This is a genomic window from Flaviflexus sp., assembly GCF_052087705.1.
GTDB classification, from domain to species: Bacteria; Actinomycetota; Actinomycetes; order Actinomycetales; family Actinomycetaceae; genus Flaviflexus; species Flaviflexus ciconiae.
Genome location: NZ_JBQCYC010000003.1, coordinates 12,381 through 32,187, shown reverse-complemented (window position 1 = coordinate 32,187; position 19,807 = coordinate 12,381). Strand labels below are relative to the sequence as shown.

Genomic DNA, 19,807 nt, shown 5'->3' with positions numbered 1-19,807 from the left:
TCGTCACGTGAAAGAGAGTCCCCGTGGAATTTATTATTCTCCTGGTCGTATTCGGCGGCTTCATGATCCTCATGAGCCGTTCGAGCAAGAAGATGCAGGCCAAGGCAGCTGAGCAGCGCGAGTCCGCACTCGTTGTCGGCAACACCGTCGTTACCCAGACGGGCATGATCGGTCAGATCGTCGATATCGACGGTGGCGTTGTCACCCTCGAGTCTGCATCGGGCGACGAAACCCAGTGGCTCTCGAACGCCATCAACTCCGTCATCGAGCCCCCGTACGAGCACACGTACGCTGAGGACGACTCCGATGATGAGGAGGCCGACTCCGGCTTTGACGGGCTGAGCCCGCGCGACTCGGATCTCGACCGGCCCTCTGATCGGTAGATGAGTTCCACTGAAGAGGCGACCGAACGGTCGCCTCGAACGCGTTTAGTCGTTTTCTTCCTCCTTGTTCTCACCCTCGTGGCATCGCTTGTTGCCGGAACGGTGACGACAAAGGAGTCCCGCTGGTCTCCGGACCTCGCCCTCGACCTTGAGGGCGGCACCCAGATCATTCTGTCCCCGGTCGTGGAACCCGGCTACGAGATAACCTCCGAGGACATCGCGCAGGCAATTGAGATCATTCGTCAGCGCGTCGATGCCTCCGGCGTTGCCGAAGCCGAGATCACCTCGCAGGGCGGTTCCAACATCGTTGTTGGCCTCCCCGGTAACCCGAGTGAAGAGACCCTTGACCTGGTCCGTACCTCGGCCGTTCTGCGCCTGCGTCCCGTTATTGACTACACGGGCCAGGTCATGGCAAACCAGGGACTGACTCCCGTTTACTCGACCGACGGTTCCCCGCTAACCGACGACCAGATCGCCAGGGCGAAAGCTATCGCCGACCTCAATGCCGACGGCGAGATCTCAACCGAGCCGGCCTCGGAGCCGGAATCCCCGTCTTCCGATGCGTGGATTACGGAAGACATCCTCTACCAGGGACTGACAATCAACTGTCAGGCAGTGGACTCGCGCCTGCAGAACACCTACTCCGAGGCCGATATGCCGGTGGTGGCATGCGATCCCGAGACAGGTTCTTCCTACATTCTGGGTCCCACCGAGCTGGACGGTCAGGATCTCTCGGATGCTAACTCCGGTCCCCGCGTTAACGAACAGGGTGTCGCCGTCGGCGGCTTCCAGGTCAACCTCGAGTTCACGAGCGAGGGCGGTGACAAGTTCGGTGATGTCACCACGCGTCTTGCTGGCTACCAGTACGGGACTGCGAAGAACCGCTTCGCCATCGTTCTCGACGGCTCGATTATTTCCGTGGCTTCGCTCCAGAAACCGATCCTCGGTGGATCGGCCTCGATCTCCGGAACATTCAACGCCGACCAGGCAGAGTCGCTGGCCAACCAGCTGTCGTTCGGCTCGCTGCCGCTGACGTTCGAGGTGCTCTCCGAGGAGCAGATCTCCGCAACCCTCGGCTCCGAGCAGCTCGTTAATTCGCTGATCGCGGGTGCGATCGGTGCGGTCCTTATCGTCCTTTACCTGCTCTGGCAGTACCACGGGCTGGGCGTTTTGGCGGTCACGTCGATCATCATGGTGACCGGCACGTCCTATCTCCTCATCTCGCTTTTGTCGTGGACGATGGGGTACAGGCTGTCGCTCGCTGGCGTCGTCGGACTCATCATTTCCATCGGTATTTCCGCCGACTCGTTTATCGTCTATTTCGAGAGAATGCGAGACGAGATCCGCGAGGGCCGCACCCTCAAGGGCGCGGTGGAGTACGGCTGGTCGAGGGCCCGGCAAACGATCCTCGTGTCGGACGCGGTCAACGTCATTGCGGCTGTCGTCCTGTACTTCCTGGCCGTTGGCGGTGTCCGCGGGTTCGCGTTCACGCTCGGCCTCACGACGGTTATCGATGTTATCGTCGTCATGCTGTTCACCTACCCGATGATGCAGCTCCTGGTCCGTACGAACTTCTTCGGCAACGGCCACCGCTGGTCCGGCATGTCAGCCGCGTCGCTCGAGGCCGACCCGGTGTACGCAGGACGCGGGCGCGTCCGTGACTCCGGTGTTTCCAAGAAGGAAGCCCGCGCGGCACGCAAGGCCAAAGTAGCATCAAAGGGATCAACCGAGGACGAGACTGTCGTGTCCGTTCTCGACCGGCCCGAGAAGTCTGTGAACAAGCGAGCGGGCAAATCCTCCACAAAGGCATCGCGGAAGACCGCAACCGAGGCTTCGAGGCAGTCGGCCGCTCAAGGTACGGCATCGGCCTCGGACGTGACCACTGATTCGGCAGGATCACCGGATGCGGCAGTATCCAACGGGGCCAGCGATGCTGGTTCGGCAACGGCGGCAGGGGATTCTGGCTCCGGTAAGCCGATGACACTCGCCCAGCGGAGAGCGGCTGAACGACGCGCCGCGAAACGGGAGGATAACTAATGTCCATGTACTCCCTTGGCAACAATCTCTACTCCGGTGCGAAGAGCTTCAACATCATCGGGAAAAGGAAGATCTGGTACTCGATCGCCCTTGTTTTCATTGCTCTCACCGCCCTGCTTTTGATCGTCAAGCCGATTAACTTCGGCATCGACTTCCGGGGTGGCTCGCAGTTCACGATCTCGGGGACCGCGAATTCCTCCCAGCAGGATGCGATCGACGTGGTCGCCGAGTACACCGGAGACGTCAACGTTCGAGTTTCCGAGGTGGGTTCCAACTCTATCCGCGTGCAGACAGCCGAACTGTCGAGCGAGGAAACCCAGGATGTTCGTGACGGTCTGGCTGAGGCTTACGGAGTCCCGCCTGAGGATGTTGCGTCAACCTTTATTGGCCCCACCTGGGGCGCCGACGTTTCCCAGCAGGCGCTTCAGTCGCTCGTTGTCTTCATTGTTCTCGTGAGCCTGGTCCTGTGGATCTACTTCCGAACGTGGACAATCGCGATTGGCGCGATCGGAGCACTGCTCCACGACCTTGCGATCACCGTGGGCGTCTATGTGGCTTCTGGTTTCGAGGTCACTCCAGCTACCGTTATTGGCCTGCTCACGATTCTTGGCTATTCCCTCTATGACACCGTTGTCGTGTTCGACAAGGTTCGCGAGAACACGAAGGGCTTTGCGGAGCAGACCGACTACACGTATGCGGAAGCAGCGAACCTGGCCGTTAACCAGACCCTGATCCGTTCCATCAACACATCCGTGACCGGACTCTTGCCCGTGGGCTCGATTCTTGTCATTGGCGTCCTATTCCAGGGAGCAGGAACGCTCCGGGACCTGTCACTCGCGCTATTTGTCGGTATGCTAGTTTCGGCAATTTCGTCAATCTTCATTGCGTCACCGCTTGCGGTGACGCTCGGAGAGCGCCAGGCGGACATCAAGGAGCACACCGAGAGTGTTCTGGCGGCTCGCGAGAAGGCCGCCGTAGTGAACGAAGTAAAAGAGAAGAAGGCATGACAGATAACCCGTTCCCCCAGGACATCGTGGAGCTCGTCCAGTCCCATATCCGCGAGGTCAACGACTTCCCGGCGCCGGGCGTCCTTTTCCAGGATGTCACGCCGCTGATCGCAGATCCGGTTGCCTTCAAGGCCCTTATCGACATCCTCGCCGACCGCTACCGCGGCAAGGTCGATGCGGTAGCCGGCCTCGAGTCTCGCGGATTCATCCTCGGCGCTCCGCTGGCCGTGGCGCTCGGTGTTGGCATGCTGACCGTGCGCAAGGCGGGTCGCCTGCCCGGACCGGTTGTCGGAATCGACTACGACCTCGAGTACGGCTCGGCCCGCATGGAGCTCCAGCCGTTCACGGTCAATGATGGTGACCGCGTGCTTGTCATTGATGACGTCCTTGCAACGGGCGGCACCGCCAATGCTGCCTTCGAGCTTATCGAGGCCGCCGGCGGCCACGCTGATACCCTTTGCGTTCTCATGGAGATCGGTGCCCTTGGCGGTCGCGAGAGGCTTGCTGGCCGCACCGTGGATGCTGTCCTGACGTACTAATAGCGCAGCTATTCAAGAACTTTCCTCAGCTTGATCCCTGTTCACTGCGAACGGGGATCAAGCGTTTCTTGAACAAGGTGATACGGGTATTGGAGCGCTCGCATGGCTTGCCCTCGTTCAGGGAATTCCCATGCCAGAAGGACAGGGGTGAATCCCAGTGTGCCCTGCCATCGCGGGCGGGTAGCGGGAAGCGGGTCGGACGTGTCTTTGTCCTGGTCCCCGGTGAGAGCATCGGATGTACCGGAACTGAGGTGGAGAAGATCAATGTGTCCGCGTTCCAGCACTGCACGCACATGTTCCAGTAGATCTGAGGAGAAAACATGCCGGCACTCGCAGTTGGTTCAACGGGCGAGGTCTGTGCACTCTGAGTGCCGGGAACGGATTTAATGGAGACGAGGGCGGCGACGCGACATATGACCCGAGCGGATCTAAACTGAAGAACTCTCACGGGCCGGTACCTTTGGGGGAGATTATCCCCAAGCGCCAATGAGATCTGACACGTGACATGGTCATCGAGCATTCGGGCGTGGTCTCGGGTCGCACTGCTGTCAGGAGAGGGTGCTTCGACCGTCGCGAAGCTGCTCCGGTGCAATATCGTTGCGCTCCGGTGGAAATGGTCAAGCCATGATCCGCCTGTCCTCGGAATTCTCCACCATGATCGACGTCGCCTCTTAAGAAGCATTGACGATAAAGGAGAAATCGCTTGTTGCTACATCGATAGTTCTCGCATGTCTCATAGTGCCTGCTAGTTCTGATGGTGGGAGTGTGGCTGCATCTCAAGGATCGGCGGTGTTTTTCATCTCAGTTGCAAACAGCCGTACAATGATGGACATGGCGGAACCGGAAAGTGATGTTCCCCGCATCCGGTCGAGACTTGCTTGGCTGAGCGGGCGAAATCAGCATGTCCCGACGGCCCTGGAGCCGCTCATGGCGGCGATCGAAGGCCGCAATGTTGACCGCCAGAAGGTCATCCGCGCCTACCAGGTGGCCGAGCGTTGCCACCAGGGGCAGATGCGCAAGTCCGGCGAGCCTTACATCACGCACCCAATTGCGGTCGCAACGATACTAGCCGAGCTCGGCATGGACACGGATACGCTGGCGGCCGCCCTGCTCCACGACACCGTTGAAGACACCGGCTATTCCCTTGACGAAGTACGTACCGAATTCGGGAACGACGTTGCCGTCCTTGTCGACGGTGTGACGAAGCTCGACAAGGTCGAGTACGGCGAGGCCGCACAGGCGGAGACCGTCCGCAAGATGGTGATTGCGATGTCGAAGGACATTCGCGTTCTTCTCATCAAGCTTGGCGACCGTCTCCACAACGCGCGTACGTGGAAGTATGTCCCGTCTGCTTCGGCTCAGTCCAAGGCGCGCGAGACACTCGAGATCTATGCCCCGCTCGCGCACCGCCTGGGCATGAATTCGATCAAGTGGGAGCTCGAAGACCTGTCTTTTAAGACGCTCTACCCTGATGTGTACCGGGAGATCGAGCGTCTGGTCTCCGAGCGTAGCTCGGGACGCGAGGCCTACCTGGAGTCCGTCAAGGAGCAGCTGAGCAAGGAGCTTAAGGCCGCGAGAATCCGTTGCACGATCACGGGCCGCCCGAAACACTACTTCTCGATTTACCAGAAGATGATTCTCCGCGGCCGCGACTTCGAGGACATCTACGACCTCATTGGGGTGCGCGTGCTCGTCGAGTCGGTCCGCGACTGCTATGCGGCCCTCGGCGTGGTCAATACGCTTTTCACCCCAATCCAGGGTCGTATTAAGGATTACATCACGACCCCGAAGTTCAACCTGTACCAGTCGATCCACACGACAGTTATTGGTCCCGACCAGAACACGATGGAAGTGCAGATCCGTACGTACGACATGCACAAGCGGGCCGAGTATGGCGTGGCTGCGCACTGGCGGTACAAGGAGAATCCGAACGCTACGAAGTCCGGCAAGGATGCTCCAAACGAGCAGGAAACCCAGCTTAACTGGCTCCGTCAGCTCGTTGACTGGCAACGCGAAACAGCCGATCCCGCCGAGTTCCTCGACTCGCTCCGTTACGAGATGTCCGGGAACCGGGTCTATGTCTTTACCCCGATGGGGGAAGTCATGGATCTCCCCGCAGGCTCGACTCCCGTCGACTTCGCCTACGCAGTCCATACCGAGGTTGGCCAGCGCACCGTTGGCGCGAAGGTTAACGACCGCCTCGTTACCCTCGATCACAAGCTGGAGTCGGGCGACACGGTCGAGATCATTACCGCAAAGGGGACGGATGCTGGGCCGAGCCAGGGCTGGCTCGAATTCGTTGCCTCTCCCCGCGCCCGCGCCAAGATCAAGTCGTGGTTCACGAGGAACCGCCGCGACGAGGCCATCGAGGTCGGTAAGGAACGGCTCGCAAAGGCAATCCGCAGGAAGAACCAACCTGTCCAGCGCCTCATGTCTCACGACACGCTCAAGGGCGTCGCTGACGATCTGAACCGCACCGACGTGTCCGATCTTTACGCGGCGATCGGAGAAGGTCACGTCTCGGCGGAGACGGCAGTGCGCCGGCTCATCGCCTCCCAGGGTGGTCAGGCCGGTGTTGAGGAGACCCTCGCCGAGGCGGTTACGCCGACAAGGATCCGGGCGACACGATCTGGGACGTCTTCGGGCGTCGCGGTGGAGAATCTGGACGACTCGGACGTTCTCGTCAAGCTCGCCAAGTGCTGCACCCCGCTACCGCCGGACAAGATCGTTGGGTTCGTGACACGCGGTAACGGCCTGTCGGTGCACCGGGCTGACTGCCCGAATGTGAAGAACCTGGAGAGGGAGCCCGAGCGTTTCCTGCCCGTATCTTGGTCGGACGAGGGTACGTCGTCCGTCTACCTTGTTCAGGTCGCCATCGAGGCACTCGACAGGGCTGGACTCCTCGCGGACATTGCGCGCGTTCTTTCCGAGCACGGGGTCAATATGATCTCCGGCAACATGAATACCAACCGCGAGAGGGTCGCGAAGTCGCGCTTTACGTTTGAGATGGCGGACGCGAGGCACCTCCAGCAGGTGCTCCGCGCACTCCGGGACATCGAGGGCGTCTACGACGCGTATCGTGTCACGGGGACTCGGGACACGATGCCAGAGCATGTGCAATCTGCTCCATCATCTGACTAGCGCGCCTGCTCGACACACCGCGGAAGCGGTCACCCAGGATCTCTTGGACGAGATCTAAATCAAGCTCATCCCGCACAAGCGGTATCAGAGCTGTTACACCCCGTTCGTACGGTAAGTGAAGTAGATCCGCGGCCGTCCGCTCTCGTGTTGTCACGTAGCCGTGCCCAATCTTCTCGATGTGGTGCTCCTTGAGAAGCCTCCTGTCGCTCGTCCACCGGGTGGACTTGCCGGGCAGGGGAGCGGTCGGAATCATTCGGAGCACCCGAGGATTGATCGCCCACACGCCCGTATAGACAAAGACTGCGGTCTCATCAACCTGGACTGCGTCACCGGACAGGCTGGAGGCAACGGCGCTTGCCCGAAGCGCAGGTGTGGAACACATATCGGCAGGAACAACTAGATCCGTTCCCACCATGCACAGGTCAGGTGATCTCGGATCTCCATAGAACGGATCCCCGACACGATATGTAGGCATAAGACTGGTCACCCATCCACCACACCACATAGAAGATCCCCATGATCGCAACTTTGGAAAGCTGTGAATAAATAGTCGTGTGGATGATCTGATGCCCGACTGCGGAAAGAATCAGATTGCCCGGATGTGGCAAATGGACACAACGAGCTCGGAGTGTGCACCTTGGCACAACAACGTCGAAGTGGGCGAATGGATGCCAAGAGGGGGACCGGATATAGTTCCGATCCCCCTTCTGTTTCGGTGTATTACCGGGCGAGCGCTACTTCAGCTGCTGGAGCCAGGCGCGGCGTGCGTCAAGTGCTTCCTGGGCGCGTTGCGCGGCCTTCTCGTCACCCTTTGCCTGTGCGTCGGCGAGCTCCTGCTCGTGCTTGGCAATGGCGTCCTCAAGCTGCGCGGCAAAGCCGGTGGCGCGCTCGATCTTTGACGGATCGGACTTGCGCCACTGCTCGTCCTCTGCCGCGCGGACAGCGGACTCAACGTCGCGGAGCCTGCCCTCGGTGCGGGAAATGTCCTTGCGGGGGACGAATCCGATCTGTTCCCAGCGATCCTGGATATCGTGGAGCTTGTTCTTTGCTACCTGGATGTCCTTGATCGGGAGGATCGCTTCGGCTTCCTTGATGAGTTCCAGCTTTGCGGCAAGATTCTCGTTCTGCTCGGAGTTGATCGAGTCGCGGTCGGCCTGGCGAGCATCGAAGAAGACCTGCTGTGCGGCGCGGAAACGGGCCCACAGCTTGTCATCTTCCTTGCGGGTGATCCGGCCTGCGGCCTTCCACTCTTCGAGCAGGTCGCGGTAGGCGGCGGAGGTTGCACCCCAGTCGGTCGACGACGACATCTCCTCGGCGCGCTTGATGAGTGCTTCCTTGCGGGCCGTTACCTCGTTGCGGTTGGCTTCAACCTTCGAGAAGTGCTGACGACGGTGACGGTCGAACTCCGTGCGTGCACGAGAGAACCGCTTCCACAGTCCCTCTTCAGCGGTTCGGTCGATCCTCGGACCGGCCTTCTGAGCACGCTTCCACTGCTCAAGCAGGGAGGACAGCTCATTGCGGGAGTCGCGCCAGTGAGTCTTATCGGGATCCTGTGCGGCGATTGCTTCGGCACGTTCAATGATCGAGGTGCGATCGGCGAGAGCCTGCAGCTTCGCGACCTTGCGTTCCTCATCGAACTCCGCCTGACGAACCTTCAGTCGTTCGCGGATTGCCTCGACGCGGGCACGAAGAGCATCGACATCGCCGACAACCGCGGGCTCAACAAGCGCCTCATCGAGCGTCTTGAGACCCGGGATAATCTCTTGTGGGTTGACGATCTCGAGACGGGACTCCAGGAGCGAAGCCTGAGCAACAAGGTCCAGGTACCGGCGAACGTAGACCGACAGGGCATCGTCCTTCGAGTCGCCAATCGCGTACTGTCCAACGAGCCTCTCGCCACCGTCGCCGGATGCTCGGAGGTACACGTTCCCCTCGTCATCAACGCGGCCCCACGCGGCGGCCTCGGAAGCGGCCTTGGGATCAATCGGAGGTGTCGGTGGTACAACTGCGGGCTTGCTGGCCGGCTTGTGCGGAACCGGGGGAGGCTTCGGACCGCTCTTCGGGGGCTTCGGCGTCGGACGTCCCGGCGCGGGCGAGGGAGTCGGACGGGGCTTGCCAGCCACGCCATGCGGAACTGCAGGGGGTCCCGCATGGGCGGCAGGCTCCGCTGGCTTCTCCGCAGGGCTTTCGGCTGCCTCGTCGGCCTTCTCGGCGACCGGTGCCGCTGGCTTCGCCTCGGTCGCAGTGGGCCCTGCCGGTGCTTCGGCAGCAGGTTCTTCGCTGGTGGAGACCTGCTCTGACGGCGCTTCGGCGGCAGTTCCTCCGCTGGAAGCGGCCTGCCCCGGGGCGACGGGTTCTGCCGGTGCCTCTTCGACCGGCGTCTCGGAGTCAGGTGCGGGCGCTTCTGCTGGGGCTTCTACGGGTGCTTCCGGGGCGGGTGCCTCGGCGGCAGTGTTCTGCTCGGTTTCGGCAGGTGCCTGCGACGCAGTGTCCTTATTGGCATTCGCCTGCTCGATGGGGGATTCCGCCTGCTCGGTGGAATCGTTGGTGGTGGGTTCTTGACCCGGTGTTGGCTGCGTCATTTCTGCTCCTTGGGGACGGGGTCGGCGTCAGCGTGACCGTTCTCGTATTCGGGACGTCATCCAGTGTACGATGTTCTGCCTCACATCGTGGCAATGAAACAAAATTGCACGGTGTTGGTGAGATTCGTGAACCGGGATAACGTAGTGTCATGCGTTTGTTCATCTACACCCAGACAGCACTCAATGCGAATTGCTATGTCTGGGAAAACACCGAAACTAAGCAGGCTATGGTCGTGGACCCGGGTGCGGGTAGTGCCGGCTGGGTAGCTGACAGACTCACCAAGGAGGGCCTTAAACTCGCCGGTGTTCTTCTCACTCATGGACATCCCGACCACGTGTGGGATGCTGCCGCGGTAGCGGGGGACAAGCCCGTCTTTATCTCTAGGCCGGACCTGTACCGGCTCGACAACCCCCTGGACCAGGTCCCGGGCCTTGTTGGTGCCGCTGAAGCTATGGGATCCGAATGGGTCAAGCCCACGAACATTGAGGTCATTCCAGAGCTGTGCCTTCAGGGATCTGGTGCGCAGATTATGCCTGGTTTCCCGGTACGCGCCGTGATGGTCCCCGGGCACACCGAGGGCTCGGTTGGATACCTCAGCGCAGGAATCCTTGAAGAAGGTGAAGGAGCGATCACCGTATCGCAGGATGGTTGCGGCGGTGGCGGGTGCGACGGTTGCGACTGCGGCGCAGGTGGAAATGGAGAACCGGAGCCCGTGGCATTCATGTTCCTCGGTGATGTCATCCTCGGTGACTCGATTGGCCGCACGGATCTTCCAGGTGGCGACGAGCGTGAGATGAAGGCGACGTTGCGCATGCTTTCCGTCGCTATCAATCCCGATACGGTGATTGCAACGGGCCACGGCCAGCTCTCAACTCTGGGTTACCAGCTTCAGGCCAATCAGTTCCTTCGCGGGGCTGCCATGGCCGATGCTTGATTACTTCCCCACACTGCCGGTTACTTCACGCCGTTGAATTTGTCGGCGTGAGAGAATAGCGACCATGGCACGTCATTTCTCACTCTCCGGCTTCCCGGAATGGCTTCCCGAGCAGAGGCTCGTCGAGCAGCATGTCCTCAGCACATTGCAGAGGACGTTTGAGCTGCACGGGTTCTCGGGAATCGAAACCCGGGCAGTGGAGCCCGTTTCTCAGCTTCTCTCCAAGGGCGAGACGTCCAAGGAAATCTACCTGCTTTCCCGCCTTCAGGCGGACCAGGCCACTGACGATGCCGAGCTGGGACTCCATTTTGACCTGACGGTGCCGCTGGCCCGCTACGTTGTGGAGAACGCGGGACGCCTTATGTTCCCGTTCAAGCGCTACCAGATCCAAAAGGTCTGGCGCGGCGAGCGCCCCCAAGACGGCCGCTTCCGCGAGTTCGTCCAGGCCGACGTCGACGTTGTCGGGCAGGACACTCTGTCCCAGCACCACGACATGGAGCTGCCGCTCGTCATGGTCGATGCGCTCTCCAAACTCCCCATTCCCAAGGTTGTTGTCCGCGCCTCGAACCGCAAAGTCGCCCAGGGCTTCTACGAGGCCATCGGCCTGGCAGATATTGAGGGCGCTCTTCGCGCCATCGACAAGCTTGACAAGATCGGAGAGAAGGCTGTGGCCGAAATGCTTATGGCAGACGGAGCCACTGAAGAGCAGGCATCTCAGGCACTCGCACTTGCGGCAATCACCGGTTCGGACGGCTCGATCGCCGATCAGGTACTCGCGCTCGGCGCGCGCTCCGAGCTACTCGATACGGGCCTGAACGAGCTCGTCGATCTTGTTGAGGGCGCTAATGAGCTCATGCCTGGCTCGATCGTTGCCGACCTGAAGATCGCCCGCGGTCTCGACTACTACACGGGTACCGTGTACGAGTCCACCATGGTCGGTCACGAGGATCTTGGTTCAGTCTGCTCGGGTGGACGCTACGATTCGCTCGCCACGGACGGCAAGAAGACGTACCCGGGTGTCGGACTTTCTATCGGCGTTTCTCGCGTTCTTGCACGCGTGCTGGGCACTCCGCTGATTGAAGCCTCCCGGTCGGTTCCCACGGCCGTTGTGGTTGCCGTTATGGATGAGGAACACCGGCGTGCTTCTGAGCGCATTGCCGTTCAGCTTCGCGACCGCGGGATCCCGACCGAGGTCTCCCCGTCGGCCGCGAAGTTCGGTAAGCAGATCCGCTACGCCGATCGGCGCGGAATCCCCTTCGTTTGGTTCCCCGGCGATCCCGATTCGGTCAAGGATATTCGCTCCGGTGAACAGGTGGACGCTGACGCGGCCCAGTGGGCCCCGCCCGTAGAGGATCTGCACCCGACCGTCCGGATGCTTTCGTGAGAGCGCCCGCCGGCATCGGCAGGTCGGCCGCCGAGGTAGCCAGCCTGCTGGAGGATCTACGACAGACACTCGACAGGTTGGGCTTCCCGCTCGACCTGCCGCAGTCCGAGGACGCCCGCGAAGAGACGGTGGACCTGCGTCATCAGCTCGATGACTACATTCTGCCCCGCTACGCGTCCCTCGATGCTCCGCTCCTCACCGTTGTCGGCGGTTCCACCGGGTCCGGCAAGTCCGCACTCGTCAACGCCCTCACCCAACGGAACGTTGCTCATTCGAGTGCCATCAGGCCGACGACGCGTACCCCCCTTCTCGTTCACAACACGGCCGATAGGGCGTGGTTCGAGGGCGACCGGATTCTTCCCGAGCTGGCCCGCGTGCGCGGATCTGCCGGTGGTACGCATACCGAGCTCGAACTCGCATCGGTCGACACCCTTCCCGAGGGACTTGCCCTGCTTGATTCTCCCGACATCGACTCCATTGTCGAGGAGAACAGGCGCCTCGCGGCCCAGCTTCTGTCCGCCGCGGATCTCTGGCTGTTTGTGACAACGGCAGCGAGGTACGCGGACGCTATTCCGTGGGCCCTGCTGGACGAGGCCGCTTCCCGCAATATTGTGATCGCGATTGTTCTGAACCGCGTGCCTTCCGGTGTTGGGGTGGAGGTTCGTGCCGATCTTTCCCGCCGGCTCGAGGAGCGGGGTCTTTCCCACGCACCTCTGTTCGTTATCGGCGAGACGGATCTTGGTGAAGATGGCTTTATCCCCGAGGCCGATGTTTCGCACGTGCGGGCCTGGCTCGAAGGCCTTGCCCACGATTCCGCTGCGAGAACCGCTGTCGCACGACAGACGCTTGGGGGAGCGGTCGACGCTGTCGCCATCCGCGGCCGCGGGCTCCTTCCGGCACTTGATGAGCAGCGTTCCGCGCTCGTGACTCTCGCCTCCCAGGTCGATGATGCTTTTGCTTCGGCACACAGCAAGGTTGTGTCAGCCGTCGACGACGGCTCCGTTCTTCGCGGTGAGGTGCTCGCCCGCTGGCAGGATTTTGTTGGCACGGGAGAGATCCTCCGCCAGGTGGAGGCAGGGGTCGGCAAGATCAGGGACAAGATCAGTTCCTGGTTTGGGGGCGATGGTAAGGCACAGGCCGAGCAGGTCGAGGTCGCCATTGAAGACGGAATCGCCCACATGCTGGTTGGCGAAACCGAGTCCGCTATTGCCACCGTGGAACGGGCCTGGGCCCGCGGCCTGGGCGGAGAACGACTCGTTGCCAACGCCGCAGCACGCCTGCGCACCCCTGAAGACCGCCGCGAGGCGGCCACCGAACTTGTTCGCCAGTGGCAAGCAACCCTTTCCGCCCTCATTCAGGAAGAGGGGAAGGACAAGCGCGCTTCCGCGCGAGTCCTGTCCCTGGGCCTCAACACTGTTGCCATCGCCCTCATGATCGTTATCTTTGCCTCCACCGCCGGACTGTCCGGTGGTGAGGTGGTTGTCGCGGGCGGCACTGCCGTCGTGGCGCAGAAGCTCCTCGAAGCCATCTTCGGAGATGAGGCGGTGCGTCGCATGGCGCAGTCGGCACTGAAGGACCTCCACGAGAGGGCAGGAGCTTTCATGGTTACCGACGCTGAGCCGTTCCGCTCCGAACTGGCAACACTTGGCGTTGATGCTTCTGCGGGAGATGATCTTGCCGAGGTTCTCGCACTCCTGTCCGCAGCCCGACGAGAGGAGAACGGCCAGTGACCACTCTGAACGAAGGCTTGCATGACCTGTCGAGGGCGCTTGAAATCGCGGAGGGAAGAGTTGATCCGGACCTGCTTTCGCGAGCTTTCGAACTCAAAGAAGCGGTTGTCGAAAGGCAGGCCGCCGGTCTCGAGACGACCGTTGTCGCCCTTTTTGGTGCGACCGGTTCGGGGAAGTCCTCGCTCTTCAATGCGTTGACGGGCTCAGATTTTGCAAGGGTGGCCGCACGCAGGCCAACGACGAATGCGCCGATGTCCGTGTCGGAACAGCCCGCCGCCGAGGTGCTTGACTGGCTCGATGTCAGAGACCGTCACGTGAAGCCCGGGATGTTCTCCTCCCACGGGGATCGGATCGTCCTGTTGGACATGCCCGATATTGATTCGACGGAGGAAGCTAACCGGGAGATCGCCTCGCGGCTCGCCGGTGTTGTTGACGTTCTTGTTTGGGTTCTCGACCCCCAGAAGTACGCGGATGCTGTCGTCCACGAAGACTATCTGCGCGTCATGTCCGAGCATTCGGATGTCACGCTTGTCGTTCTCAACCAAATTGATACGGTCGATGCTGATGAACGCCCCGGGATGATCTCTGATGCGCAGAAGATCATTCGAGAAGACGGACTGGAAGCCGAGATCATTGCGACCTCCGCACGGACCGGTGAAGGTGTTGAAACGCTCCGTACCACCATTGAGCGGGTTGCGGGCTCCCAGCAAGCCGCTTACGACCGCATGAGCGCGGATGTGCGATCGGTCGGTCGTGAGCTCGGTAAGCAGGTCGGTAGCGCCCCCGCCGGAATCACGAAGAAGGACCGGCAGGAAATTGCCAGTGCCGTTGCAAACGCAGCGGGCGTGGACCAGGTCGCAAAGGCAGCGTCCGGTTCGTACATGTACCGCGGCAAGAAGAGTGTGGGATGGCCGGCGCTGCGCTGGCTCCGCGGTGTTCGCGTCGATCCGCTCAAGGGACTTCATCTCGTGCCGGAGAAGGGCGAGATTCCAACCCTGACGGGCGTTCGTGCAACGCCCGCGAAAGAGTCGCAGGTCCGCGGACTCGTGCGCACCGTCGTCACGAACGCTGCCGAAGGTTTGCCCGCAGCCTGGCAGCGGGATGCCGCCGAGGCCGCCGAGTACCGGACGGGTAATGTTCTCGATCAGGCTGACCGCATCATCGCCAAGGCAGATTTAGGTTACGCAAAGAAGCCTGCGTGGTGGTCGATCATGAACTTCCTCCAGTGGCTCTTCTTTGTTGTCGCCGTCGTTGGTCTTCTCTGGCTCGGAGCAATCTGGCTAGCTAACGCGATGGTTCTTCCGCTACCCGATCCTCCGATGATTGGGGAGACTCCACTACCGCCGCTACTCTTTATCGGGGGACTGGCTGTCGGATTAATTCTCTCCCTGCTGGGCAGGCTATTCCTGAACAGCGGATCAAAGGCCGTTGGCCGTAGGGTGAAGAAGAAGCTCATCAAGGAGATTGCCCCCGTAACCGAGGAGCACATGCTCTCCGGTATCGACAAGGTACTGGAAGACTCTCGCGAACTCGGAGAGATCTCGAACCGCCTAACAAGGGTCGGGCGGAAGTAGTAGGGGGCGAGACTACACATCCTCATTTGGGGTTCTGACTATATCTGGAGCTCGCTAGAGCGGGCCAGGAGTCGACATAGTTCCGCAACGATGAAGCTGTATTCAAGACCAACATCCGGACGTTATTTTTCTGGAGCAAGCCAACTCCGCAGATTACAACATGAATAACAGAGCTGAGGTCCGACCCAATTGAAGGGCGGACCTCAGTGCTAATTCAATGTGTTAGTTCACGTGCTGTTGTTCAGCGGTCTTGGGCTGGCGTATCGATTGTGTTGGGGGTGGACTTCCACGCGATGGAGACTGCGATGGCCACAATGACAGCAACGATGATCGAGGTCCAGTGAATGCTGGGGGCGAAATCTATCTGAGCGTGCGAGCGATGGTGTTGATGGTTTAGGGATTGGATGATACCGAGCTGGGAGACCGTGAGCTCGGTATCATCCAGACCCCTGGTGACACTAAGCTCGATGACGCATCCATCCACTGGTGGGATACGGACCCGGTAATAGACGGAGTTTTACGGGAACGAGTTCGCGTTGTCCGGCGTGCCGCCAACACCATTGCCATTGCACTTGCCGCCGGTGATCTCGTCAAGAAAGACGGTGCACTCGCCCCGTGAAATCTCCTGAACTTGGTTGATTGTGCTCAGATTGAATATCGAGAAAGCATCGACATCCCATAGGTTCTCCTGGGAGTTTCCAGCCGATTGAGGGATCTCGCTAGCAACCGAATCCTCAGGGTGAGCCGTGGGGCCCAGTTGCGCGGGGCATGTGATTTCTCAGGGCTGCTTTGGTGAACTGTTAGTACGAATCATAGAGAATGTCTCAGCGCCGTTGATATTATAGTTAGCAACACGACCGGTTCTGCTCTCCACATTGTGGAAGTCCAGGGCCGGTCTTCTTTTACTGTTTTCGGGCAAGCATGGTGGCGGCAAAGATGCATGCGTGAGGCCCCTCCGAAGAGGGGCCTCACTGGTGTCACTCAAAAGTGACGTGTCGCTCCGCTGTCTCTAGTAGTCTCGGCGACGCTTGGGGCCACCGCTGCGACGCTTGTCGAAACGGTCACCTCCACGCTTATCAAATCTGTCTCCGCCGCGCTTGAAGCGGTCTCCGCCGCGTTCACCGCGATCAAACTTACGGTCTCCGCGGTCGTACTTGCGTCCGCCACCGCCACGAGGTCCTTCATCGGGACGGATCTTGAGCGCCCTGCCGGATACCTCGGCGTCGTAGATGCGGTTGGTGGCGTCGCTCGAAAGCTCACCGGCGATCTCGACGAGGGAAAACGACGGATAAATGTCGATCTTGCCCAGGTCGGATCCGCGGAGGCCGCCTTCGCCGGTGATAGCACCGACGATTGCACCCGGCTTAACGCCGTCGCGGTGGCCGACCTCGACGCGGTAGCGGCGTGATCCGTGGAGCGGTGCACGGTCGCGTCCCTTACGCGGGCCACGATCATCGCGATCACGGTCACGATCGCGGTCGCGAACGTTAAGACGGTCCGGTTCGTCGTTCGCCTGGGGGCCGGGATCGCGAACGCCAATGGCGAGGAGCGCGTAGACCAGGTCGTCGACTGACATGTCGGTTTCCTCGGCCTCCTGGGCTGCCTTAAACGAGTCGAGGGCCTCGCGGTATACGGAGAGGCGGCCAACGGAGTAACGTTCGGTGGCTTCCTTGATGAGGCGGTTCGCGCGAAGCTTCGAGACCTCTGCCGGGGTCGGCAGGTCGACCTCTTCCATATTGGCCTTCGTGGCCTGCTCGATCTTGCGGAGGCGGGCCCGCTCGCGCGGGGTAACGAAGGAAAGGGCAACGCCTTCGCGTCCGGCACGGCCGGTACGGCCGATGCGGTGCACGTAGGTGTCGATTTCCTTCGGGATGTCGAAGTTGATGACGAGTCCGATGCGCTCGACGTCAAGGCCACGGGCCGCCACGTCGGTGGCGACGAGAACATCGAGGAAGCCGGAGCGGAGACGCTCGATGAGCTTCTCGCGGTCACGCTGGGCAACGTCGCCGGAAATGGCGGCGGCCTGCACTCCGCGTGCATTGAGTTCGAGGGCGAGCTCCTCCGCGGAGGCGCGGGTGCGAACGAAGACAATTGCTGCGTCAGCATCCGTTGTTGCCAGCACGCGGGCGAGTCCGCCGATCTTGTGGCGGGAAGGCACGACCGCGTAGGTCTGCTTGACCGTGGAAACGGTGGAGCGGGGGTTCGATACGGAGATGTGCTCCGGGTCGTTCATGTGCTGGTCGGCGACCCTGCGGATCTGGGGAGGCATTGTGGCCGAGAAGAGGGCCGTGATCCTACCTTCGCTGGGGAGCGATCCGGCGATCGTTTCAACGTCTTCGGCAAATCCCATGCGGAGCATTTCGTCGGCCTCGTCGAGGACGAAGTACGAAACGTTGTTGAGCTTGAGAGCGCCCTTGTCGATGAGGTCCATGACGCGGCCGGGGGTTCCGACAACGACCTGGGCGCCTCGCTCAAGCCCGCGGATCTGGGGTACGTATGAGGAGCCGCCGTAAACGGAAAGGACCTTGATGTCGTGGTTGACCTGAGCGAAGTCAGAGATAGCGTCCGCAACCTGCATCGCCAGCTCGCGGGTGGGTGCCAGGACAAGCGCCTGGACGCGTCGCTTATCGGGGTCGATCTGTGCGAGAAGGGGAAGACCGAAGGCGGCGGTCTTGCCGGTTCCGGTCTGTGCGACGCCAACAACGTCGCGGCCGCCGAGCAGGGTCGGGATCGTCTGTTCCTGGATTGCGGTGGGCGTCGTAAAGCCGAGAGTTTCTACCGCTTCAAGCAGGTCGGACGGCAGTCCAAGATCGGCAAAAGTGGTGGTGTTTTCTTCTACTTCAGGTGTTTCGGGGGTGTCTGATGCGGGCGTATCCGCCATTGTGTTCCTCAATCTGCCAACCTGCCCGAATCACACAAGAGTGGCAGCGTCAGCCTGTTCCAGCGCCTCGTGGGCGCATTCCCGGCGCCTTATGACGCCTCTACAGCGCTCTTTAGCGCCTTGTCTACCTTACCGGGGATCGGCCTCGTTGGGCAGTGGCGAAGTGGTGACCTTCGGCTCAACCCGGAATGAGATGAGCAGGGTGCACAGGGCGAGGCCACTCATGACGGACAGGAGGAGAACGAAAGCTGCTGTGCCCTGGCCTGCGATGAGGGCGAAGGCGATGCCTGCGATGGCGATGGCGAGCGCAGAGCCAAGATTGTCAGCCATCTGCAACGACGATGATGTGCCGCCCTGCTTCTCGACGGGGGTGAGACCGAGAGCATGCGTGGACATGGCCGGGTGTGCCAAACCGATGCCGAGACCCGCGACAGCCCAGGCAGCAACGAGGAAGCCCGGTGAGACGGATACGAAGGCCACGGGGATCGTGCCGAGGCAGCCCAGCAACATGAAGAACGCACCCCAGTTGGCGATGTACTTTCTGTTCTTGGGGTCGACGATGCGGGCCTGGATGAACGAACCGACGGCCCAGGTGGCGGAGCCAACCGTGAGGGTTAGGCCGGCTTCGAACGGATCCCAGCCGTGGATCCATTGCAGCATGAGCGGCAGGTAGATCTCAATCCCCACGAAAGTGCCGTTCAGGAAGGTTCGGAAAGCGATCGTTGCCGGCAGTCCGCGACCAAGCGTGATCGTCCGAGGGGGAATAAGGGGGCGGACGAACGCGAGCGCCGCGATCATCGCGACCGCAATGATGATGAATGTCAGGGGCGTGAAGTCCGCGGACTCCGTGCCGGAAAGAACTTGAAGAATGATGGCTGCACCGCCGGTACCAAGTGCGACACCGATCGTCTTGTTTATGCGCTTCAGGCTGCCGGTGAACTCCATCGGCGGAAGCATGTTCAGCACCTTGCCGATGACCGGCATGATGACTACCAGCGCGATGGGAACGATGGCGAACACCCAGCGCCAGTGCGCCTGCTCGACAAGGAAACCGGAGATGGCGGGGCCCACGAGCGAAGGGACGACCCAGGCCGCAGAGAAGAACGCGAAGAACTTCGGTTGCGTGTCGGACGGTACGAGGCGCCCGACCAGCACGTAGAGGGGGACAATGCAGAGTCCGCCACCGAGCCCCTGCACCAGGCGCCCGATCGTGAAGATTTCGATTGTCGGTGATGCAGTGCAGATGAAAAGGCCTAGGGCGAACATCGACAGCCCGATAAATAGAGCTGGCTTCACGCCCTTCGCGTCGATCCACTGGCCCGCGATAGCTGTCGTGATGAGCTGAGCGGCGAGCGCGATTCCATTGGCGAGTGCAAACAGGTGCTCGCCCTGCAGTTGCGTCGTCACCGTTGGCATAGCCGTCGTCACTGCGAGAGTTTCGAACGCGATGCAGGTGATGATGGCGGTAGCCGTCCACAGAAGCCACCGCTGAGCCGATTCGGATGCGGTGCGTTGTTTGCGGGAAATCTTAGCCATCATGGGCATTGTCTCACCCATGTCTTCGAAGCCAAGAACTGGACATGGGTGATGCGTATCCTAGACTGGTTCCTGGCG

14 protein-coding genes are annotated in these 19,807 nt (G+C 61.0%); 10 read left to right on the top strand and 4 right to left on the bottom strand.

What is annotated here, in order from left to right; genetic code table 11:
- Window positions 1-23: 23 nt before the first annotated feature.
- The 5 genes from yajC to ACTHUY_RS02560 all read left to right on the top strand — a co-directional run bounded on the left by yajC (window position 24) and on the right by ACTHUY_RS02560 (window position 7,107).
- Window positions 24-383: a preprotein translocase subunit YajC gene (yajC, locus tag ACTHUY_RS02580; protein ID WP_441654831.1), complete on the top strand. Its 360-nt coding sequence runs from the start codon at window positions 24-26 to the stop codon at window positions 381-383.
- Window positions 384-2,420 (top strand): protein translocase subunit SecD, encoded by a 2,037-nt coding sequence (gene secD, locus ACTHUY_RS02575; RefSeq protein WP_441677552.1) that lies wholly within the window; start codon window positions 384-386, stop codon window positions 2,418-2,420.
- Window positions 2,420-3,427, top strand: a complete 1,008-nt coding sequence (gene secF / locus ACTHUY_RS02570) for a protein translocase subunit SecF (protein ID WP_441654833.1) — start codon at window positions 2,420-2,422, stop codon at window positions 3,425-3,427. The genes secD and secF overlap by 1 nt, the downstream gene beginning before the upstream one ends.
- Window positions 3,424-3,966 (top strand): adenine phosphoribosyltransferase, encoded by a 543-nt coding sequence (locus tag ACTHUY_RS02565; protein ID WP_126703276.1) that lies wholly within the window; start codon window positions 3,424-3,426, stop codon window positions 3,964-3,966. Before secF ends, ACTHUY_RS02565 begins: the two co-directional genes overlap by 4 nt.
- A gap of 831 nt (window positions 3,967-4,797) precedes the next feature.
- Window positions 4,798-7,107 carry a RelA/SpoT family protein gene (locus ACTHUY_RS02560; RefSeq protein ID WP_441677550.1) on the top strand — a complete coding sequence of 770 codons (2,310 nt, stop codon included), beginning with the start codon at window positions 4,798-4,800 and terminating at the stop codon, window positions 7,105-7,107.
- Here the strand turns inward: ACTHUY_RS02560 and ACTHUY_RS02555 are convergent.
- Together ACTHUY_RS02555 and ACTHUY_RS02550 are read right to left on the bottom strand one after the other, a co-directional pair.
- Entirely contained in the window at window positions 7,049-7,489 is a 441-nt protein-coding gene (locus tag ACTHUY_RS02555; protein WP_441677548.1) for a hypothetical protein, read from the bottom strand. The genes ACTHUY_RS02560 and ACTHUY_RS02555 overlap by 59 nt on opposite strands.
- Before the next feature lie 352 nt (window positions 7,490-7,841).
- Complete coding sequence (locus ACTHUY_RS02550; RefSeq protein ID WP_441677546.1) at window positions 7,842-9,689, bottom strand: DUF349 domain-containing protein; 1,848 nt, start codon at window positions 9,687-9,689, stop codon at window positions 7,842-7,844.
- Between the two features lie 149 nt (window positions 9,690-9,838).
- Between ACTHUY_RS02550 and ACTHUY_RS02545 the strand changes: the two genes are divergently transcribed.
- The 5 genes from ACTHUY_RS02545 (at window position 9,839) to ACTHUY_RS02525 (ending at window position 15,931) form a co-directional block, all read left to right on the top strand.
- Window positions 9,839-10,624, top strand: a complete 786-nt coding sequence (locus ACTHUY_RS02545; protein ID WP_441677544.1) for an MBL fold metallo-hydrolase — start codon at window positions 9,839-9,841, stop codon at window positions 10,622-10,624.
- A 64-nt stretch (window positions 10,625-10,688) separates the two neighbouring features.
- Window positions 10,689-12,008 carry a histidine--tRNA ligase gene (gene hisS, locus ACTHUY_RS02540; RefSeq protein WP_441677542.1) on the top strand — a complete coding sequence of 440 codons (1,320 nt, stop codon included), beginning with the start codon at window positions 10,689-10,691 and terminating at the stop codon, window positions 12,006-12,008.
- Entirely contained in the window at window positions 12,005-13,738 is a 1,734-nt protein-coding gene (locus ACTHUY_RS02535) for a dynamin family protein (RefSeq protein ID WP_441675747.1), read from the top strand. Before hisS ends, ACTHUY_RS02535 begins: the two co-directional genes overlap by 4 nt.
- A complete protein-coding gene (locus ACTHUY_RS02530) occupies window positions 13,735-15,312 on the top strand; it encodes a GTPase (protein ID WP_441677541.1) in 1,578 nt (525 codons plus the stop codon). Before ACTHUY_RS02535 ends, ACTHUY_RS02530 begins: the two co-directional genes overlap by 4 nt.
- A gap of 400 nt (window positions 15,313-15,712) precedes the next feature.
- Complete coding sequence (locus ACTHUY_RS02525) at window positions 15,713-15,931, top strand: hypothetical protein (protein ID WP_441675745.1); 219 nt, start codon at window positions 15,713-15,715, stop codon at window positions 15,929-15,931.
- A gap of 390 nt (window positions 15,932-16,321) precedes the next feature.
- On the opposite strand, the gene ACTHUY_RS02520 is transcribed toward ACTHUY_RS02525, so the two are convergent.
- Complete coding sequence (locus ACTHUY_RS02520; protein ID WP_441677539.1) at window positions 16,322-18,193, bottom strand: DEAD/DEAH box helicase; 1,872 nt, start codon at window positions 18,191-18,193, stop codon at window positions 16,322-16,324.
- Window positions 18,194-18,322: 129 nt separating this feature from the next.
- Entirely contained in the window at window positions 18,323-19,732 is a 1,410-nt protein-coding gene (locus tag ACTHUY_RS02515; RefSeq protein WP_441675742.1) for an MFS transporter, read from the bottom strand.
- Between the last annotated feature and the right edge of the window lie 75 nt (window positions 19,733-19,807).